This is a genomic window from Dermatobacter hominis (assembly GCF_020715685.1).
GTDB lineage: Bacteria > Actinomycetota > Acidimicrobiia > Acidimicrobiales > Microtrichaceae > Dermatobacter > Dermatobacter hominis.
In genome coordinates this window covers 922,253-939,875 of record NZ_CP085840.1, presented here as the reverse complement: position 1 = coordinate 939,875, position 17,623 = coordinate 922,253, and the positions used below count along the sequence as shown (strand labels likewise).

The window sequence follows — 17,623 nt, the reverse complement described above, 5'->3', positions numbered from 1 at the left end:
GGCGGGCGGGAACCGGGCCCACCTCCTGGCAAGCTGGTGCGGTGAGCGATCCCTCCCTGCACCCGGTCGCGCCGACCGACGCCCCGCGCGGGCCGGCGGCGACGTGGGCGCCGCCCTCCGCGACCCCAGGTCGTCCCGCCGACGGCCGATCGGGTGCGGCGTGGCAGGCCGGAGCGCCCCTCGGCGGGGTGCAGCCCCGCCCCGCCACCGAGGAGGCGCCGTCGCAGCGCCGTGACCTCCTGCTGACCGCCATCCTCCTGGTCGCCGCGCTCGCCGCAGGCGCCACGAGCCTGCTGGCCTGGCGCGACGTCGGCGGCCTGACGGGCGGGACCGAGACCGGCTGGCGCGAGTTCGACGGCGGCCTCGGCCGCGGTTGGGTCGCGGTGCTCGGCGGCGTGCTGCTCGCCGTGGCCGGCGTCCTCGTGGCCGCCGAGCGCGGCCGGGCCGGGCGCATCCTCGCCGGCCTCACCGGCGTCGGCCTGATGGTGTTCTCGGTGCTGGAGTGGGGCCTCGGCCTGCGCAACGTCCGCACCGGGCCGGGTCCCGGGCTCTGGATGCTGTTCGTCGTCGGCATGCTCGTCGTCGTCGCCGTCGGGGTCCTGGCCCCCGACCCCGAGGCCCGCTCCGGCCCCGCCGGCACCTGACCGTGGGCACGCAGGACCGCTGTCGCGGTTCTGCTACCGTGTCCGCCTCGCGGGCGTATAGCTCAGACGGCTAGAGCGCTTCCCCGACACGGAAGAGGTCACAGGTTCAAGTCCTGTTACGCCCACCGCCGGAACCCCTGCCGAGTGCAGGGGTTCCTCCGCGTCCGGGCCCTGATCGCCGGCGGAGCTCCGTGCCCGAGCCGGCTCCGGGCTCAGCCCGACCGGTCGCCGGCCCGACGACCGCCCCTGGGCCTGAGGTCGTCGTCGGGGAGCGCGTCGAGGACCCGCCGGGCGATCGCCCCGAGCTGCAGCATGCCGTCGCGGCCGATCACGTCGACGAGGAGCGCCCGCAGCGCCACGACGTGGCCCGGCGCGGCCTCCTCGATCGCGGCGCGCCCCTCGTCGGTCAGGGCGACGATCGATCCCCGCCCGTCCTCCTCGCAGGCGCGCCGCTCGACCAGGCCGCGGCGCTCCATGCGCGTCAGCTGGTGCGAGAGGCGGCTCTGCTCCCAGCGCAGCGCCGTGCAGACCTCGACCGGGCGGACGGCGTCGCCGGGTGACTCCGAGAGGTGCACGAGGACCTGGTAGTCGGCGCCCGAGAGCCCGGAGCGCGCCTGGAGGTCGCGCTCCAGCCGGAGCGTGACCTCGTCGCGCATCTCCATGTAGGCGCGCCAGGCGGCCTGCTCCTCCGCGTCGAGCCAGGGCACGTCGTCCCGTGCCCCGGCCACCGGTCCGTCGTTCAACTGGAGCCTCCGAGCGTCGTGGCGGGGACCGTGCCCATCCGCCCTGCGTTGAAGTCGTCGATCGCCTCGAGCACCTGCTCCCGGGTGTTCATGAGGAACGGGCCGTAGTGCGCGATCGGCTCGCGGATCGGGAGCCCGCCGAGCAGCAGGACGTCGAGCTGCTGGGCGTCGCCGGGCTGCTGCTCGGCGGCGCCGACGCGGAGCGTGTCGCCGTCGCCCAGGACGGCCAGCTGGTGCGCGTCGAGCGGTCGGCGATCGGCGCCGACGTGACCCCGGCCGGTGAGGGCGTAGGCCATGGCGCTGAAGCGGCGGTCCCAGGGCACGTCGACCTCGGCGCCGGGGCTGAGCGTGACGTGGGCGTACGTGATCGGGGTGTGGGTCGACCCGGGGCCCTGGAAGCCGGCGAGGTCGCCGGCGATCAGGCGGATGAGCGCGCCGCCGTCGGAGGAGGTCAGCAGCTGCAGCTGGCCGGACCCGATCGCCTGGTAGCGGGGCGGGGTGAACTTGAGGGCGGCCGGGAGGTTGACCCACAGCTGGACGCCGTGCGACACGCCGCCGTTGCGGAAGAAGGTCTCGGTGGGCACCTCGTCGTGCAGGATGCCGGCGCCGGCGGTCATCCACTGGGTGTCGCCCTCGCCGATGACCCCGCCGCCGCCGTTCGAGTCGTGGTGGGCGATCTCGCCGTCGAGGACGTACGTGACGGTCTCGAAGCCGCGGTGGGGGTGCCACGGCGCACCGACCGGCTCGTTTGGCGCGTAGGCGACCGGGCCGAGCTGGTCGAGCAGGAAGAAGGGGTCGGCCAGGTGCGGGTCGATCCCGCCGGGGAACGGGCGCCAGACCTCGAAGCCGGCGCCCTCGATCGCGTGGTGGGCGTCGACCAGGCGGCTGACGGGGCGCGGTGCCGCGTCCGCAGCAGCCTGGGGCAGGCGGGGCAGGACCAGGGTGTCGTCGACGGTGATGGCGGGCATCTCGACCTCCGAGAACTAGTTGACGTGTCATACAACCACGGAGGCGATGCGGTTGTTCCCGCTCACCCCTGGTCGTCGACCTCCTCGTTCTCGTAGGCGACGAAGTCGCGGCACGGCTGGCCTCGGAGACCCGGGCACGGCGGCAGCGCGGCCGGGTACGGCGTCCCGCGCAGCAGGTCGGGCGACAGGGGGAGGACGAGCTTCGACGGGTGCTCGGCGGAGTGGCCGACGTCGATCCTCGTGTCGTCGGGCTGCTGGTCGATGATGTAGCTCCAGCGCGGGCGGTCGCCGCCGGGCGTGTGGACCGACAGGCGGATCCTCGACCCGGCCCGCACGATGTGGGCGAAGGGGAACACCTCGACTCGGGCCTCGGCCCACTCGTTGCGCTCGAGCGGCTCGGCGTCGGACTCGAGCTGGGAGTGGAGGGGGAGCAGATCGGTCGATCCCTCGGCGACCTTCCGGTTGGCGGCGCGCAGCACCCCGGACTGGATGAACGTCTCCTTGCCGTCGGGGCGGACCTCCGACAGCGTGACGCCCACGTCGGCGCCCGTGGCGTTCGTGCGGATCCAGAGATCCGCGCTCGCGCTGCCGGCGAAGACCTGGTCCTCGCCGAACGGCTCGGACACGAACACCGCGGCGGACCCGTCGGGTTCCTGCTGCCAGTCGTACTCGGGGAGCGCGTGGAAGATGTCGCCGGTCGAGCCGCTGAACGTGGTGCGCTCCGCCAGCTCCGGGTCCACGGCGAACCGCGACGCGCCGTCACCGTCCTCCTCGTCCTCGGGCGGGTCGGACGTCAGCGTGCCGTCGGGGCCGAGGTAGAAGGGCTCGGCCTCCGTGCCGGGCGGCGGCCACTGCGTCGTGCGGACCTGCACCGTCGGCACCGGCGCGCCGGGCTGGTCGGGGTCGCCCGCCCCGCTCTCGAGCAGCACGTTGATGGGCGGCTCTGCCTCGTACTCGGCCCGGGCCGCCGCGGGCGAGGGCGCGTCGAGGAACCGCTCGTCGGGCAGGCTCACGTCGGCGGCGAAGATCTGCTGCATGATCAGCGGCGCGAAGACCTGGACCGATCCCGGGATGGGCGTGATCTCGTCGGCCACGTAGAGGTCGAGGAACGTCTTCCACTCGGTCAGGTTCACCGGGGCGTAGCCGTCGGCGTGGGCACCGTTCATCGCGGTGAAGTGCGTGACCGGGGCGTTGGTGAACTTGTCGAACAGCAGCGGGAAGCGGCCGCCGGTCTGCTCGTCCTGGAACGACCCGGTCAGGAACACCGGCACGTCGATCTGGTCCGCGAACAGCGACGCGTTGAGCGGATCGGCGAGCTCGGGCGGGTAGTACCGGTGCTCCTGCGCCTTGGCCGAGGCATCGACGTTCTGGCCCCGGAAGCGCTGGTTCTCCTCACAGGTCTGGTCGCCGGCGTCGACCTGCGCCTGCTCCCAGCCCTGGCCGAACGGCTCCGCCTTCTCGCCCACCTCCTCGGCCCACGACAGCGCGAAGCCGGCGTTGAAGATGCCCCCCGGCGCCAACGTGCCGCGGACGGTGTCGTCGATGACCGACAGCGGCGTGATCGCCGCGAGCGACGGCGGCTGCATCGACGCCACGTAGAGCTGGGCGATGCCCGGGTACGAGAGGCCGACCATGCCGACCCGGTGGCCCTTGACCCAGGGCTGGGCGGCGACGGTCTCGATGACGTCGTAGCCGTCGGTCAGCTGCAGGGTCTCGAAGAAGTCGTAGGCGCCGCCGGAGCAGCCGGTGCCCCGCACGTTCACCGCCACGACCGCGTAGCCCATCGCCAGGGCGAGCAGCGACGACGGCTGCGCCGGCGCGTTGCAGGCGAACGGCACGACGCCGCACAGGGCGGACGGGTCGTCGCCGACGATCGGGCGGAGCGCCTCGGCGTTCTCCTCGAGCAGGTTGCTGCCCGGCCGGGACGGGTCGTACCCCGAGTACTCGACGACGGTCGGGTACGGACCGTCCTCCGCGGGACCGGGCAGGTACACCGAGGCCGACAGCGTCGTCCCGTCACGGGTCGTGATGTAGGTGAAGCCGGGGTCGAGCTGCTGGGAGTCGTAGAAGTCCTGCTCGGGGAGCGAGGAGTCGACGCTGTCGACGTGGACCGCGTCCGACGCGACGACCGGCGCACCGGCGGTCGCGACGCGGTAGTCGTCGCCCGGTTCGACGAGGCGGAAGATGAGCGACCCCTGGTCGTCGGCGTCGGCGACGTCGACGGTCGTGCCGTCGGCGTCGTGGAGCGCCAGCTCCTGCCCCGGCTCGGCGCCGGTGACGTGGACCTGCTCGACGCTGCCGGCCGTCGAGAAGTCGGCGGGCGGCGCGTCGGACGGCAGGTCGGCGACGGCCCGTGCCGCCGCCGGGGTGCCCTTCGGGTCTTCGGTGCACGCACCCGCGACCAGCACGACCGCCACGATCGCGGCGAGCAGACGCCACCGACCCCGGATCCCCCGAACCGCCATCGAACTCCCCCTCACCCGCCGGGCCTCCCCGGCGGACCTGCATCATGGCACTCCGGGGCGCGACCCGGACGCGTCCCCGGTCGGCCGCTCGCGAGCGGGTCGTGCGGTCCTACATTGACCGCCCATGAACGCTCCGGTGCCCGGCGTCCACCCCGACGACCCGTCCTTCGTCTACGACGAGTTCGCCTACTTCGGCGAGAACTGCGCCGAGTTCGGCCTGGCCGATCCCGACGACGTGGTGGTGGCGCGCGTCGCCCACGCGCTGCCCGACGGTCGCGAGATCTCGGCGCTGCGGTGGGGGACCGGCGACCCCCGGGTGGTGCTCGTCCACGGCGGTGCGCAGAACGCCCACACGTGGGACACGGTGGCCCTCGCCCTGCGCCCGACCCCGGTGCTGGCCGTCGACCTGCCCGGACACGGCCGGTCGAGCTGGCGTGAGGACCGCCACTACGACCCGACCGCGAACGCCGAGGACCTCGCCGCCGCCATCGAGGCGCTGGCGCCCCGGGCGGAGGTGGTCGTGGGGATGTCGCTCGGCGGGCTGACCGCGATCGCGCTGACCCGCGTGTCGGACCTCGTGCGGCGCCTGGTGCTCGTCGACATCACCCCTGGCGTGAACGCCGAGAAGGCGAAGGCCGTCCACGACTTCATCGCCGGGCCGCAGACCTTCGCCGGCTTCGGCGAGATCTTCGACCGCACCGTCGAGTTCAACCCCACCCGCACGCCGGAGTCCCTGCGGCGGGGGATCCTCCACAACGCCCATCGCACCGAGGACGGGTCGTGGGAGTGGAACTACGACCGCCGTCCGCTGGCCTGGGGCGCCGAGGAGCCGTCTGACGCAGCGGAGGTGATCGAGCTGCCCGGCCCTGCGCTGTGGGCGGACCTGGAGGCGACGTCGATGCCGCTGCTGCTGGCCCGGGGCTCGCTCAGCCCCGTCGTGGACGACGACGACGTGGCCGAGCTCCTGCGCCTGCGCCCCGACGCCCGGGTCGTCGTCGTCGACGGCGCCGGCCACAGCATCCAGGGCGACCGGCCGCTCGAGCTGGCCGAGCTCATCCGCGCCGAGCTCGACCCCGCACCCGCTCTGTGATGCTGAACACGTCGAAAGCGGCGTATCTGGCATCACAGAACGGGTGGGGGGAGCGGTCGAGCGGGGGCGATGCCCTCAGGTCGCCGCCGCGGCGAGCGGCGCCGCGACCGGGCTGACCTCGACCGGGATCGCGTTCAGCGCGCAGTTGCCGCTGAGCGGGTCGAGCACCGACCCGTCGGTCAGCACGTTCGAGTTCACGCCGGCGTGGCGACCGGCGACGCGCATGCGGGTGCCGGGGTCGTCGTGGCCCCAGCCGTGCGGGAGGCTGACCACGCCCGGCCGGATGTCCTCGGTGACCTCGACGGTGGCCTCGACCTGGCCGACCCGGGAGCGGACGGTGGCCGGCTCGCCGTCGGCGAGTTCGAGCCGGGCGGCGTCCTCGGGGTGCACGAGGAGGGTGCAGCGCGGCCGTCCCTTCACCAGGACCTCGATGTTGTGCATCCAGGAGTTGTTCGAGCGGAGGTGGCGGCGTCCGACGAGCACCAGGTCGTCGACGGGTTCGTCGAGCGTGGCGGCCAGCCGGCCGAGGTCCTCGGCGACGCCCTCGGGCACCACCTCGACCTTGCCCGACGGCGTCCGGAGGATCTCCCGCAGGCGCGGTTCGAGCGGGCCGAGGTCGACGCCGTGCGGCGCGTCGAGGAGGCGCTGCAGCGTCAGCCCGTCGGGATCTGCGCCGAACCCGTCGCCGTAGGGGCCGACCCGCACCATGAGGTCGACCATCCGCTCGGGCGGCGGCAGGTGCTCGACGGCGGCCATCAGCTCCTCGGGGTCCCGGCCGTGGACCGGACCGCCCTCGAGCTGCACCGCGGCGTCGACGAGCGACCGGGCGATCAGCCCGTGGACGATCTCGGGATCGGCGTCGGGGCCCTGGCCCGACGCGATCAGCGCCAGCCGGGCGAGGACGTCGTGCTCGGCGGGGCCCTCGGCGGCGAAGACGGGCGGCGAGAAGTTGGCGACGTTGCGGACCGACAGGCCGTAGAACGCGAGGTCGAAGTGGGACTTCTCGAGCGACGACGGCACCGGCAGGACGACGTCCGCGTGGCGGGTCGTCTCGTTCAGGTAGATGTCGACCGACACCATCAGCTCGAGGTCGTCGAGCGCCCGCTCGACGGCGGCCGAGTCCGGCGACGAGCGGGCCGGGTTGCCGGCGATCGTGAACAGCGCCCGGATCCGGCCCTCGCCCGGCGTGGTGATCTCCTCGGGCAGCACGGCGATCGGGAGCTCGCCCTTCACCTCCGGTCGGCCCGACACGCGTGACGCCCACCGTCCCGTCCGGAACCCGCGACCGACCGTGGTTGCACCGGGGACGGCCGGCCGGCCGTGGCACGGCGTGGCCCACATGAGGCCGCCGGGCCGGTCGAGGTTGCCGGTGACCAGCGTGAGGACGTCGCCGGCCCACGAGCCGATCGTGCCGAACCGCACGGTGTGCACGCCGATGCGCGTGTAGACCGCGGCCGTGCGGGCCCCGGCCAGCTCGTCGGCGATGCGGCGGGTCGTATCGGCGTCGATCCCGCAGCGCTCGGCGACCGCGTCGGCGGTGAACGGGGCGACCAGGGTCCGGACCGCATCCATCCCCTCGACGAGCTCGGCGCAGGACCCGAGGTCCACGCCGTGGCGCTCGATGACCTCGTGCAGCAGGGCGCACAGCCACAGGGCGTCGGTGCCCGGGCGGATGGCCACGTGCTCGTCGGCGGACTGCGCGCTGCGGCTCCGGCGAGGGTCGACCACGACGACCCGGCCGCCCCGCTCGGAGATCGCCGCCATGCGCCCCGGGAAGTCGGGCGCGGTGCAGAGGCTGCCGTTCGACTCGTGCGGGTCGGCGCCCAGCACGAGCAGGTAGTCGGTCCGGTCGAGGTCCGGGACCGCCATCGCCCCGGCGTTGCCGTACATCAGCCCCGACGACACGTGCCGTGGCATCTGGTCCACGGTGGACGCCGAAAAGACGTTCCGGGTGCCGAGCGACTGCAGCAGCGGCCGCGTGAACACCGTGCCCCCGAGCGTGTGCGCGTTGGGGTTGCCGAGGTAGATCGCCACCGACTCGGGACCGTGCGCCTGGCGGACCGCGGCGAGCCGGCGGTCGACCTCGGCGAACGCCTCCTCCCAGGTCACCTCGACGTGGACGCCGTCGCGGCGCACGAGGGGCGCCCGCAGCCGGTCCGGGTCCTCGTGCAGCCGCTGGAGCGTGGAGCCCTTCGGGCAGATGAACCCGTGGCTGAAGACGTCGTCGCGGTCGCCCCGGATGCGCTTCACCGCGCCCGACTCGACCTCGACCTCCAGCCCGCAGGTGGCCTCGCACAGGGGACAGGTGCGGAAGTGGCTCCCGTCGGCCCCCGTGCCCGTGGCCTCGACCGTCGTCATGTCGTTCCCCCGATGTGTCCGGCCCGGTGCGGGCCCCGTCCGTGCCGGTGCGTCAACCGGCGACTGCCCTGTTGCGCCCCCCGCCTGCCTCGGCCCAGCCTTCCACCAACCGGGTCAGCACGGGCAGCGTCACCGCGCCCGAGCCGAGGACCACGTCGTGGAAGTCGGCGATGCGGAAGCCCTCTCCCAGCCGGGCCCGGGCCTCGTCGCGCAGCGCCTGGATGTGCAGCTGGCCGACCTTGTAGGACAGCGCCTGGCCCGGCATCGCCAGGTAGCGGTCGACCTCGGCGAGCACCTGGTCGATCGGCACCGGCGTGTGCGCCTCGAAGTAGTCGACGGCCTGCTGGCGGGTCCACCCGAGGGCGTGCAGCCCGGTGTCCACCACGAGCCGGGCCGAGCGCCACGAGTCGGCGGTGAGCATGCCGAGCCGGTCGAGCGGGCCGGAGTAGAGGCCCATCTCGTCGGCGAGCCGCTCGGCGTAGAGCCCCCAGCCCTCGATGTAGCTGGTGGCGCCGTCGTGGCGCTGGAACTCGGGCAGGTCGTCGAGCTCCTGGCTGATCGCGATCTGCAGGTGGTGGCCCGGGATCGCCTCGTGGAAGGCGATCGACTCCGCCTCGGTGCGCGACGCCTCGGTCGGGTCGGCCGTGTTGATGAAGTAGGTGCCGCCGCGGGAGCCGTCGACCGCCGGCGGGTAGTAGTAGGCGTACGGCGCGTCGGCGGCGAGGAAGTCGGGCACCGGCAGCACGGTGCACGGGGACTCGGGGAGGCGACCGAACCAGTCGTCGATCGCCGCGGTGGCGCGTGCGACGGTAGAGGTGGCCACCTCGATGATGTCGTCGGCGTCACGGTGCTTCAGGTCCGGGTCGGTCCGCAGCCGGGTGAAGATCTCCTGCAGGTCCGTGGTGCCGAAGACCTCGGCGCCGAGCTCGCGGTACTCCGCGGGGAGCACCTGCTCGGTCCGCTCCCGCCCGAGCTCGTGGAGCTCCTCCGGCGAGCGGTCGAGCGTGGTGTGCGCCCGGACGAGGGCGGCGTACATCGCCTCGCCGTCGTCGAGGTGGCACCAGCCCGCGTGGTCGTCGTCGCGGGCGACGGGGACCAGCTCCTCCCGGAGCACGCCGAGGTACGCCCGGAACGCGGGACGGATGACGTCGTGCACGAGCTCGAGCGCGTCCTGGCGCCACGCATCGGCGCCGTCCCAGGGCTCGCCGTCCGCCCCGGCCGGCAGCCCGGGCTGGAGGAACGGGTCGTCGTCCTCGTCGGTCGCGAGGTACTGCTCCAGCGAGTTCACCGAGCGGCCGACCACCGCGGCGGCCGGCGTGCGACCGGCCTCGAGCCCGTCACGGAAGCGGTCGAGCGCCTGGCCGAGCAGGCGCGGCACCTGCGCGTACCGCGTCAGGGCGGCCTGGGCGTCGGCCGGCTCCGGGTAGGTCATCTGCGGCACCGCCATCAGCAGCGATGCGTGGGGGCCGAGCATCTGGTCGCTCGCCATCTCGACCAGGCGGAGGTCGATCGCCTCGATGCCCGTGCGCAGCTGGTGCGCCAGCAGGTCGGCGGTGACCGCGACGGCGGGGCTGATTGGTGACGAGCCCTCGCCGGCGGTCGCCTCGGCGAGGTCGTCGGCCATGGCGGCCAGCTCGTCGCGCAGCCGGCGGTCGGCGGCGGCCGACAGGTCCTCGAGCCGGTCGTCGTGGTCGTGGATGCCGAGCAGGGTGGCCGAGGTCGGGGCGGCCGCCAGCACGGTCGTCCAGTAGCGGTCGGCCACGTCGAGCACCGCACGGTCGCCGGTCATGTGCCGCAGACTACTGATGCCTCTCCGCCGGCGGGCGTGGTGATGCCGCTCCGCCGGCGGGCGTGGTGATGCCGCTCCGCCGGCGGGCGTGGTGATGCCGCTCCGCCGGCGGGCGTGTCGATGCCTCCCCGCTTTCGGGCGTGGCGATGTTTCCGTCGACCGGGCGTGACCGACTCCCGGCCCGGCGGAACGACCGACGGTTAGTCTGACCGGCGGTGGACCCGACCGTGCCCGACACCTGGGAGGCCGACGTCGTCCTCCGCGACGGGCACACCGTCCGGATGCGCTCCATCCGACCCGACGACGCCGAGCGCATCGAGCGCTTCCACGAGCGCCAGTCGCCGGAGTCGATCTACTTCCGGTTCTTCTCGCCGCGACCGAAGCTCTCGGAGCGCGAGATCCGGCACTTCACCAACGTCGACCACCACGACCGGGTCGCGTTCGTCGCGCTGCTCGACGACGAGCTGATCGGCGTCGCCCGCTACGAGCGCTACGAGGGCACCGACACCGCCGAGGTCGCCTTCTTCACCGACGACCGCCACCACGGCCGCGGGCTCGCCACCCTCATGCTCGAGTACCTCGCCGCCGCAGCGCGCGAGAACGGCATCTCGCGGTTCCGGGCGACGACGCTGCCGACCAACCGCAAGATGCTCAAGGTGTTCTCGGCCGCCGGCTACGACGTCGCCACGCACCTCGAGGACGGCGTGGTCGACGTGGCGTTCGACCTCCGGGCCACCGACCAGGTGTTCGCCGCGGTCGACCGGCGCGAGCGGCAGGCCGAGGCGGCGTCGGTCCGCCGGCTGCTGCGCCCGGAGTCGGTGGCGGTGATCGACGTCGGCGGCTGGTCACCCGACTCCGACGGCCACGGCACCCACGGCCTCGCCGGCGCGGTCGCGCTGCAGCTCATGCGGGCGGGGTACACGGGCACGGTCACCCCGGTGGCGCCCGATCGGATCGACGAGCTGCCCGAGGGCACGGACCTCGTCGTCGTGTCCGGTGCAGCGGCGTCGGTCCCCGACGTGCTCGACGCGTGCGGGGCGCGCGGCGCCGGCACGGCGGTGGTCCTGTCGGACGCCGGCGACGCGGAGGCCCAGGCGATGGTCGAGGCGGCCCGCCGCCGGGGCCTCCGGCTGCTCGGGCCCGGCAGCTACGGCGTGTGCAACACCGACCCCGACGTCCGGCTGCACGCCATGCCCACGGGGCCGGTGCCCCTGCCGGGGGCCATCGGGGTGCTCACCGAGTCAGGCGACGTCGTGACCTCGGTCGTCGACCACGCCTGCCGCGTCGGCCTCGGGATCTCCACGCTCGTGTCGTCCGACGTCCCGGTCGACGTCGGCGTCGCCGACCTCCTCAGCTGGTGGGCCGACGACGACGCCACCCGTGCGGTGCTGGTCCACCTCGGCACCGGGGCGCTGCCAGGCCGGTTCGTCCGGGCCGCCCGCGCCGCCTCGATGGCCAAGCCGGTCGCCGCCCTCCGCACGGCGATCCGGCCGGTCGGCACCCGTCGTGACGCGGAGCAGCGCCGCGACGAGGCGATGATCCGCCAGTCGGGCGTGATCCCCGTCGCCAACCTGCAGCAGCTGTTCGCGATCGGGCGGCTGCTGGCCGACCAGCCCGCGCCCGGCGGGCGCGGCGTCGCCGTCGTCGGCGCGTCCGAGGGCGCGGTCGCGCTCGCCGCCGCTGCGTGCTCGGCGGCAGGCCTGGAGCTCGCTCCGCTCCGTCGCCTCACGTCGTCGGTCGACGACCACGTGTCGGCGCTCGCCGCTGCGGCCGACGACCCGGCCGTGCACTCGATCATCGTCGTGGACACCACGCCCGGCCCCCTGCCGCCCGCCGAGCTGTCGTCCGAGATCCTCGCCACGTCGTCGGCGCGACCCGACCTGACGATCGTCGTCGCCACCGTGGGCGGCGAGCGGCCCGCCCGGCTGCTCGACGAGCAGGCCGGCGTCGCGGTGCCCGTCTTCACGTTCCCCGAGCACGCCGCCCACGCGCTGGGGAAGCTCGCCGCGGTGGGCGAGTGGCGCTCCACCGCCCGGGTCTACGGCGACGACGCGCCGAGCGGCGCCGACGCCGAGGCGGCGCGCCACCTGGTGGCGTCGTGGCGCGACGGGGAGGACGAGGTCGAGCTCGACCACGAGCAGCAGGAGGCGCTGCTCGGCGCGTTCGGCCTGTCGGTCGCGGACCGCCGCACCGTCCGCACCGCCGACGAGGCGGTCGCCGCCGCCCGCGAGCTCGGGTGGCCGGTCGCCCTGAAGGCGCAGCGCCGAGACCGGAGGAAGCGGACGGCGCTGAGCGGCGTCGCCCTCGACATCGCCGACGAGGACGACCTGCGCAACACCTGGGCGCGCATGGAGTCGGCGCTCGGCGCCGACGGGATGCTCCCCGCCGTGGTCCAGCGCTTCGTCGAGCAGGGCATCGACGTCGCGGTGCGCGTGCGGCGGTCGGGGAGCGTGGCCACGGTCGAGGTCGGCCTCGGCGGTCCCGCCGCCGCGTTCGACCCGTGGGAGCTCGGCGTGCTGCCGCTCACCCTCCCCGACGCCACCGTCCTGGTCTCGTCCTCGTCGGTCGGCCGGGCGCTGACCGACCCGATCGACCGCGTCCCGGTCGTCGCGCTCGTGCACCGACTCGCCGCCCTGGCCGAGGCGGTCGACGAGATCCACGAGATCGTCGCCGACCCGGTCATCGTGTCGGGCCCGACGGCCTGGGTCACCGACGTGCACGTCGTCGTCGGCGAGCCCCAGGGCGACCCGCCGGTCCGCCACCTCGCCTGAGCCCCCTCGCCTGAGACCCCCCGAGCTCGAACTGGCTGTCGTTCTGCCGGTCAGGACCGGCAGAACGACAGCCAGTTCATGGACGGGGGTCCGGAGCGGGGTCAGGGACGGGGTTCGCGGGGCAGGCCCAGCACCCGCTCCCCGATGATGTTGCGGAGGATCGAGGTGGTGCCGCCCATGATCGTGTACGCCGGCGCGTAGCAGACGTTGCGGGCGACCCGGCCCCAGAGGGTGGCGTCGGCGCCGGCGATCCGGGCGCAGACGTCCGCGACCCGCTGCTCGAACTCCGTGCAGAACGTCTTGGTGACGGCCGAGAAGCCGGGCGGCGCCTGGCCGAGGACCTCGCGCAGCACGAGCAGTCGGCCGATGCGGTAGCCCGATTCGAGCGCGGCGACCTCCTGTCGCAGCAGCGGGTCGACCACCGGGGCGGCTCGCACGACGTCGAGGTAGAGCCGCCGGTTCGAGACCAGGCGGTCGATGCCGCCCCGCTCGTGCTCCATCTGGCGCATGACCTGCTTGAAGCTGCCGTTCTCGGCGCCCACGAGGTGGTCGGCCGGCACCTCGACGCCGTCGAGGTGCACCTCGCAGAAGTGGGCGTTGCCGGTGGCGTCGACGATCGGGCGGATGTCGATCCCGGGGGAGTGCAGGTCGACGACGAGCTCCGACAGCCCCGCGTGGGGTGGGGCGTCGGGGTCGGTGCGCGCGATGAGGTAGCACCAGTCCGCGTCCGCCGCGCCGGACGTCCAGATCTTCTGGCCCTCGACGACCCACCGGTCGCCCTTGCGGACGGCCCGGGTGCGCAGCGACGCGACGTCGGAGCCGGCGTCGGGCTCGCTCATGCCGATCGACCACGCCGAGGTGCCGGCGACGATGTCGGGCAGCCACCGGCGCCGCTGCTCGGCCGTGCCGAACTGCAGGAGCGTCGGGCCGATCTGGCGGTCGGCGAACCACGACGTGGCGAGCGGCGCGCCCTCGGAGATCAGCGCCTCGAAGACGGCGAAGCGCTCGAGCGGCGAGCGGCCAGCGCCGCCCTCCTCGACCGGCCAGGTCATGCCGAGCCAGCCACGGCGGGCGAGCTCGAGCGAGAACTCCCGCGAGGTCCCGATCAGCCAGGAGTCCTCCCGCACGTCGAGGTCGGCGGCGACGCGCCGGCCGAGATCGGTGGCCTCGTCGGCGAGCTGCTGCACGTGGTCGGGCCAGGTGAACTCCACGGCCGCCATGCTGCCAGCCCCCGCCGGCGGGCAGCGACGGCGACGGTCCGGTCGGGGTGTCCGGCGTTGCTCGCTCTTCTCAAGACGACCGGCGGATCGGCCGAGTGGGAGGCATGGGAGCGGATCCGGAGGGTCGGTCGTGAAGAACTGCCCGCACTGCCAGTTCCTCGTGCACGACGGCGCCGACACGTGCAGCGTGTGCAAGCAACCGATCGCGGTCCCCGAGCAGCCCGCCGGACCGTGGGGCGCCCCGGACGCAGGGTTCGTGCCCGGCGGCGCGGCGACCGCGACCGCCACGGCGGCCCGGTCCGCGACGTTCGTCGACCCGTCCCCGCCGCGCCGTCCGGTCGACGGGCTCAAGGTGGCGATCGTCGCCGTCGGCACGATCGTGCTGCTGGGCATCCTCGGCGTCGCCGCGCTGGTGTTCGTCGGCGCCCCCGCCGACGAGACGGTGGATCCCGCTGCGGTCGACTGGGCGCCGTACTCCGACGCCGGGGGCGCCTACACGATCGACCTGCCGGGAGCGGTCGAGGTGATCGACGACCTCGGCTCGCAGGAGGGCGTCGACACGGCAGGGGTGCCGGTGCGGGGCGTCTTCGCCGGCGGACCGTCGTTCGCCGTCGCGGTGTTCCGCTACGAGCTGCCGCCGGGCGCCGCGTTCGACACCGATCAGGGCGTCGACGGGGCGGCCCTGGGGATGTTCACCAACCCGACCGTGACCCGTCGCGTCCCGGCCCAGACGGAGCACGGCCCGGCCATCGACGCCGAGGTCGTCGGTTCGCTCGACGACGGCAGCAAGGGGATCGGCTTCCTGCGCCTGGTGACCGTCGGCGGCACGCCCTACATGCTGGGCACGTTCGGCCTGGCGTCCTCGAGCCCGGAGCTCGCGCAGCTGCACGAGCGGCTGGTGGCCTCGTTCCAGGTGCCGGCGGCGCCCTGACCGGCCGGCTCGCTGGCCGGCTCGCCCGCTCGGCGCCCGTGCCCGGGCGCCGCCCGGATCAGCGGCGCTCGATCGGGGTGTAGTCCCGGACCGGGTGCCCGACGTAGAGCTGGCGGGGCCGGTAGATGCGGCTGTCCTGGTCGAGGAGCTCCATGTAGTGCGACAGCCAGCCGGCGGTCCGCGGGATGGCGAACAGCACGGTGAACATGTCCATCGGGAAGCCCATCGCCTGGTAGATCAGGCCGGAGTAGAAGTCGACGTTCGGGTAGAGCTTGCGGTCCGTGAAGTACGAGTCCGACAGCGCCACCTCCTCGAGCTTCAGGGCGATGTCGAGCAGCGGGTTCTTGCCCGTGACCTCGAAGACCTCGTCGGCCGTCTTCTTGATGATGCGGGCCCGGGGGTCGTAGTTCTTGTAGACGCGGTGGCCGAAGCCCTGGAGGCGCACGTCGCCCTGCTTCACCCGCTCGACGTAGGCCGGGACGGCGTCGATCGAACCGATCTGGGTGAGCATGCGGATCACGGCCTCGTTGGCGCCACCGTGGCGGGGGCCGTAGAGCGCTGCCGTGGCCGCCGCGGTGGCGACGTAGGGGTCGGCGTGGGAGCTGCCGACGGTGCGCATGGCCGTGGTCGAGCAGTTCTGCTCGTGGTCCGCGTGGAGGATGAACAGCACGTCGAGCGCGCGGGCCAGCACGGGGTTGGCGTCGTAGCGGGGCTCCGCGGTCTTCCACATCATGGAGAGGAAGTTGGCGGCGAAGTCGAGGCTGTTGTCGGGGTAGACGAACGGCATGCCGACGCTGTGGCGGTAGGCGCCGGCGGCGAGCGTGGGCATCTTGGCGATCAGGCGGACGACCTGCTTCATGACGACGTCGGGCGTCAGGTCACGGGCCTCGGGGTAGAACGTCGACAGCGCCGCGATCGTGGAGACGAGCATGCCCATGGGGTGGGCGTCGTGGTGGAAGCCCTCCATGAAGCGCTTGCGCACGTTCTCGTGGATGAACGTGTGGTGCGTGATCTCGTAGCGCCAGGCCTCGAACTGCTCGGGCGTGGGCAGCTCGCCGTGGATGAGCAGGTACGCGACCTCGAGGTAGCTGGACGACTCCGCGAGCTGCTCGATCGGGTAGCCGCGGTACCGCAGGAAGCCGGCCTCGCCATCGAGCTCCGTGATGGAGGAGGCGGCGCCGGAGGTGGCCCCGAAGGACGGGTCGTGGAACCAGATGCCGGGGAGGAGCTTGCTCCACGCCTTGGCGTCGATCCCGCCGTCCAGGATGGGTACCTCGAGCGATTCCCCCGTTCGGTTGTCGGTGATGGTGATGCTGTCGGCCACGTGCGTCTCCTGGGGAGGGATCGTCCGTGGCCCATGTTACGGCGCGGTGGCGGGGCCGCTGGCCGCCGCACCCGGTTTTCACCCCGGGTTCACACGCTCGCCGGAGCGTGTCGGGGCGTGTCGGAGCGCCGTCGTCCCGGTCATCGGGACGGCGCCCGGGCGGGGCGACGGTCAGCTCGGGAGGCGGACCGTCGGGTAGACGCCGGGGACGTCGCCGGCGCCCTCGGCGATCGTGTGGCGGATCAGGTCGGCGACGACGCGCTGGGCGGCCGTCAGCAGGCCGCGCCGCCGCCGGGCCAGGCCGACGCTGCGCCCGGGGACGCCCTCGACGGGGATCCGGCGCCAGCCGCCGCCGAGGTTCGGCGGGATCGCCGACGCGGGGACGATGCCGGCGCCGAAGCCGGCGAACACGAGCGACGCGAGGAGCCGCATGCCGTCGAGCTCGGCCTTGGGCCGCAGCTCGATGCCCTGCTCGGCCGCAGCGGCGTCGAGGACGTCGCGGAAGGCGGTGCCGCGGGCCTCGAGCAGGAGGTCGTGGCCGGCGAGCTCGACGAGCGTGATCGAGTCGCGGTCGTGGAGCGGGTGGCCGGCCGGGACGATGAGGATCCGGTCCTCGTCGAACAGCGGCTCGACGATGAGGTCGGGCTCGTCGATCGGCAGGTTCACGATCGCCAGGTCGATGGTGCCCGACACGAGGTTCAGCACGAGCGACGACGTCGTGGCGTCGAGGACGATGACCCGGATCTCGGGGTAGCGGTCGGTGACCGAGGTGAGCAGGGGAGCGACCAGCCAGCGGGCGGTGGTGCCGATGGCGCCGATGCGCACCGAGCCGGACACGACGTCGCGGAGCGACGCCACGTCGGCGTCGAGCGCCTCGAACTCGGCCTCGATTCGGCGGGCCCGCTCGAGCACCGCACGGCCCTCGTCGGTCGGGTCGTTGGTGGCCCGGTCGATGAGCGTGACCCCCAGCTCCTTCTCGAGGCGGGCGATGTGCGCCGAGACGTTGGACTGCACGGTGCCGAGCGCCCGGGCGCCGGCGGAGAAGGAGCGGTGCTCGGCGACGGCGACGAAGGCCCGGAGCTGCTTGCGGTCCATCGCCGCACACGATACCAACTATCTCGGATATTGCGTTGATCGATTGCTTGCTCCGGGCTATCGTGAGGGGCACCAAGAACGACCGAGGTCGAGGACTCCCCCCGTCCCACTCGGTCCCTGCGCCACGGTCCATCCCCCCCCGGACCGGAGGCGCGATGCTGAAGGACTGGCTCCCCCCGCCAGTCCTTCGGCCGTTTTCCACCGAGGTGCCGTGGGCGTTCCGCC

At 73.7% G+C, this 17,623-nt stretch carries 12 protein-coding genes and 1 tRNA gene; 5 read left to right on the top strand and 8 right to left on the bottom strand.

From position 1 onward, the window contains the following. Window positions 1-41: 41 nt before the first annotated feature. Together LH044_RS04390 and LH044_RS04385 are read left to right on the top strand one after the other, a co-directional pair. Window positions 42-644: a hypothetical protein gene (locus LH044_RS04390; RefSeq protein ID WP_227758585.1), complete on the top strand. Its 603-nt coding sequence runs from the start codon at window positions 42-44 to the stop codon at window positions 642-644. Between the two features lie 51 nt (window positions 645-695). Continuing rightward, window positions 696-769: transfer RNA gene (locus LH044_RS04385), tRNA-Val, on the top strand. Window positions 770-856: 87 nt separating this feature from the next. Here the strand turns inward: LH044_RS04385 and LH044_RS04380 are convergent. The 3 genes from LH044_RS04380 to LH044_RS04370 form a co-directional block, all read right to left on the bottom strand. Continuing rightward, window positions 857-1,372, bottom strand: a complete 516-nt coding sequence (locus LH044_RS04380) for a MarR family winged helix-turn-helix transcriptional regulator (RefSeq protein WP_227758584.1) — start codon at window positions 1,370-1,372, stop codon at window positions 857-859. Between the two features lie 11 nt (window positions 1,373-1,383). After that, on the bottom strand, window positions 1,384-2,355 hold the full coding sequence (locus LH044_RS04375) for a pirin family protein (RefSeq protein WP_227758583.1): 972 nt from the start codon (window positions 2,353-2,355) through the stop codon (window positions 1,384-1,386). Window positions 2,356-2,417: 62 nt separating this feature from the next. After that, window positions 2,418-4,820 carry a CocE/NonD family hydrolase gene (locus LH044_RS04370; protein ID WP_227758582.1) on the bottom strand — a complete coding sequence of 801 codons (2,403 nt, stop codon included), beginning with the start codon at window positions 4,818-4,820 and terminating at the stop codon, window positions 2,418-2,420. A 124-nt stretch (window positions 4,821-4,944) separates the two neighbouring features. On the opposite strand from LH044_RS04370, the gene LH044_RS04365 reads away from it, so the two are divergent. After that, entirely contained in the window at window positions 4,945-5,910 is a 966-nt protein-coding gene (locus tag LH044_RS04365; protein ID WP_227758581.1) for an alpha/beta fold hydrolase, read from the top strand. A gap of 75 nt (window positions 5,911-5,985) precedes the next feature. Here the strand turns inward: LH044_RS04365 and LH044_RS04360 are convergent, their stop codons facing one another. Next, the gene (locus tag LH044_RS04360; RefSeq protein WP_227758580.1) at window positions 5,986-8,268 is read right to left on the bottom strand and encodes a molybdopterin oxidoreductase family protein; all 2,283 of its coding nucleotides are present in this window, start codon (window positions 8,266-8,268) and stop codon (window positions 5,986-5,988) included. Between the two features lie 52 nt (window positions 8,269-8,320). After that, window positions 8,321-10,057 (bottom strand): DUF885 domain-containing protein, encoded by a 1,737-nt coding sequence (locus tag LH044_RS04355; RefSeq protein ID WP_227758579.1) that lies wholly within the window; start codon window positions 10,055-10,057, stop codon window positions 8,321-8,323. Between the two features lie 215 nt (window positions 10,058-10,272). Here LH044_RS04355 and LH044_RS04350 point away from each other — a divergent pair, with 215 nt between their 5' ends. Beyond that, a complete protein-coding gene (locus tag LH044_RS04350) occupies window positions 10,273-12,828 on the top strand; it encodes a GNAT family N-acetyltransferase (RefSeq protein ID WP_227758578.1) in 2,556 nt (851 codons plus the stop codon). Window positions 12,829-12,929: 101 nt separating this feature from the next. Here the strand turns inward: LH044_RS04350 and LH044_RS04345 are convergent, their stop codons facing one another. Continuing rightward, window positions 12,930-14,039, bottom strand: a complete 1,110-nt coding sequence (locus LH044_RS04345; RefSeq protein WP_227758577.1) for an acyl-CoA dehydrogenase family protein — start codon at window positions 14,037-14,039, stop codon at window positions 12,930-12,932. A gap of 139 nt (window positions 14,040-14,178) precedes the next feature. Between LH044_RS04345 and LH044_RS04340 the strand changes: the two genes are divergently transcribed. Beyond that, the gene (locus tag LH044_RS04340; protein WP_227758576.1) at window positions 14,179-14,979 is read left to right on the top strand and encodes a hypothetical protein; all 801 of its coding nucleotides are present in this window, start codon (window positions 14,179-14,181) and stop codon (window positions 14,977-14,979) included. A gap of 58 nt (window positions 14,980-15,037) precedes the next feature. Here the strand turns inward: LH044_RS04340 and LH044_RS04335 are convergent, their stop codons facing one another. Next, window positions 15,038-16,303 carry a citrate synthase gene (locus tag LH044_RS04335; protein ID WP_227758575.1) on the bottom strand — a complete coding sequence of 422 codons (1,266 nt, stop codon included), beginning with the start codon at window positions 16,301-16,303 and terminating at the stop codon, window positions 15,038-15,040. A gap of 171 nt (window positions 16,304-16,474) precedes the next feature. After that, window positions 16,475-17,398: a LysR family transcriptional regulator gene (locus LH044_RS04330; RefSeq protein WP_227758574.1), complete on the bottom strand. Its 924-nt coding sequence runs from the start codon at window positions 17,396-17,398 to the stop codon at window positions 16,475-16,477. Window positions 17,399-17,623: the final 225 nt, after the last annotated feature.

Bases quoted from the DNA above. Each gene is read 5' to 3' on its own strand.
- LH044_RS04360 (WP_227758580.1), bottom strand. From the start codon at position 8,268: ATGACGACGGTCGAGGCCACGGGCACGGGGGCCGACGGGAGCCACTTC.
- LH044_RS04330 (WP_227758574.1), bottom strand. From the start codon at position 17,398: ATGGACCGCAAGCAGCTCCGGGCCTTCGTCGCCGTCGCCGAGCACCGC.
- LH044_RS04365 (WP_227758581.1), top strand. From the start codon at position 4,945: ATGAACGCTCCGGTGCCCGGCGTCCACCCCGACGACCCGTCCTTCGTC.
- LH044_RS04375 (WP_227758583.1), bottom strand. From the start codon at position 2,355: ATGCCCGCCATCACCGTCGACGACACCCTGGTCCTGCCCCGCCTGCCC.
- LH044_RS04355 (WP_227758579.1), bottom strand. From the start codon at position 10,057: ATGACCGGCGACCGTGCGGTGCTCGACGTGGCCGACCGCTACTGGACG.
- LH044_RS04370 (WP_227758582.1), bottom strand. From the start codon at position 4,820: ATGGCGGTTCGGGGGATCCGGGGTCGGTGGCGTCTGCTCGCCGCGATC.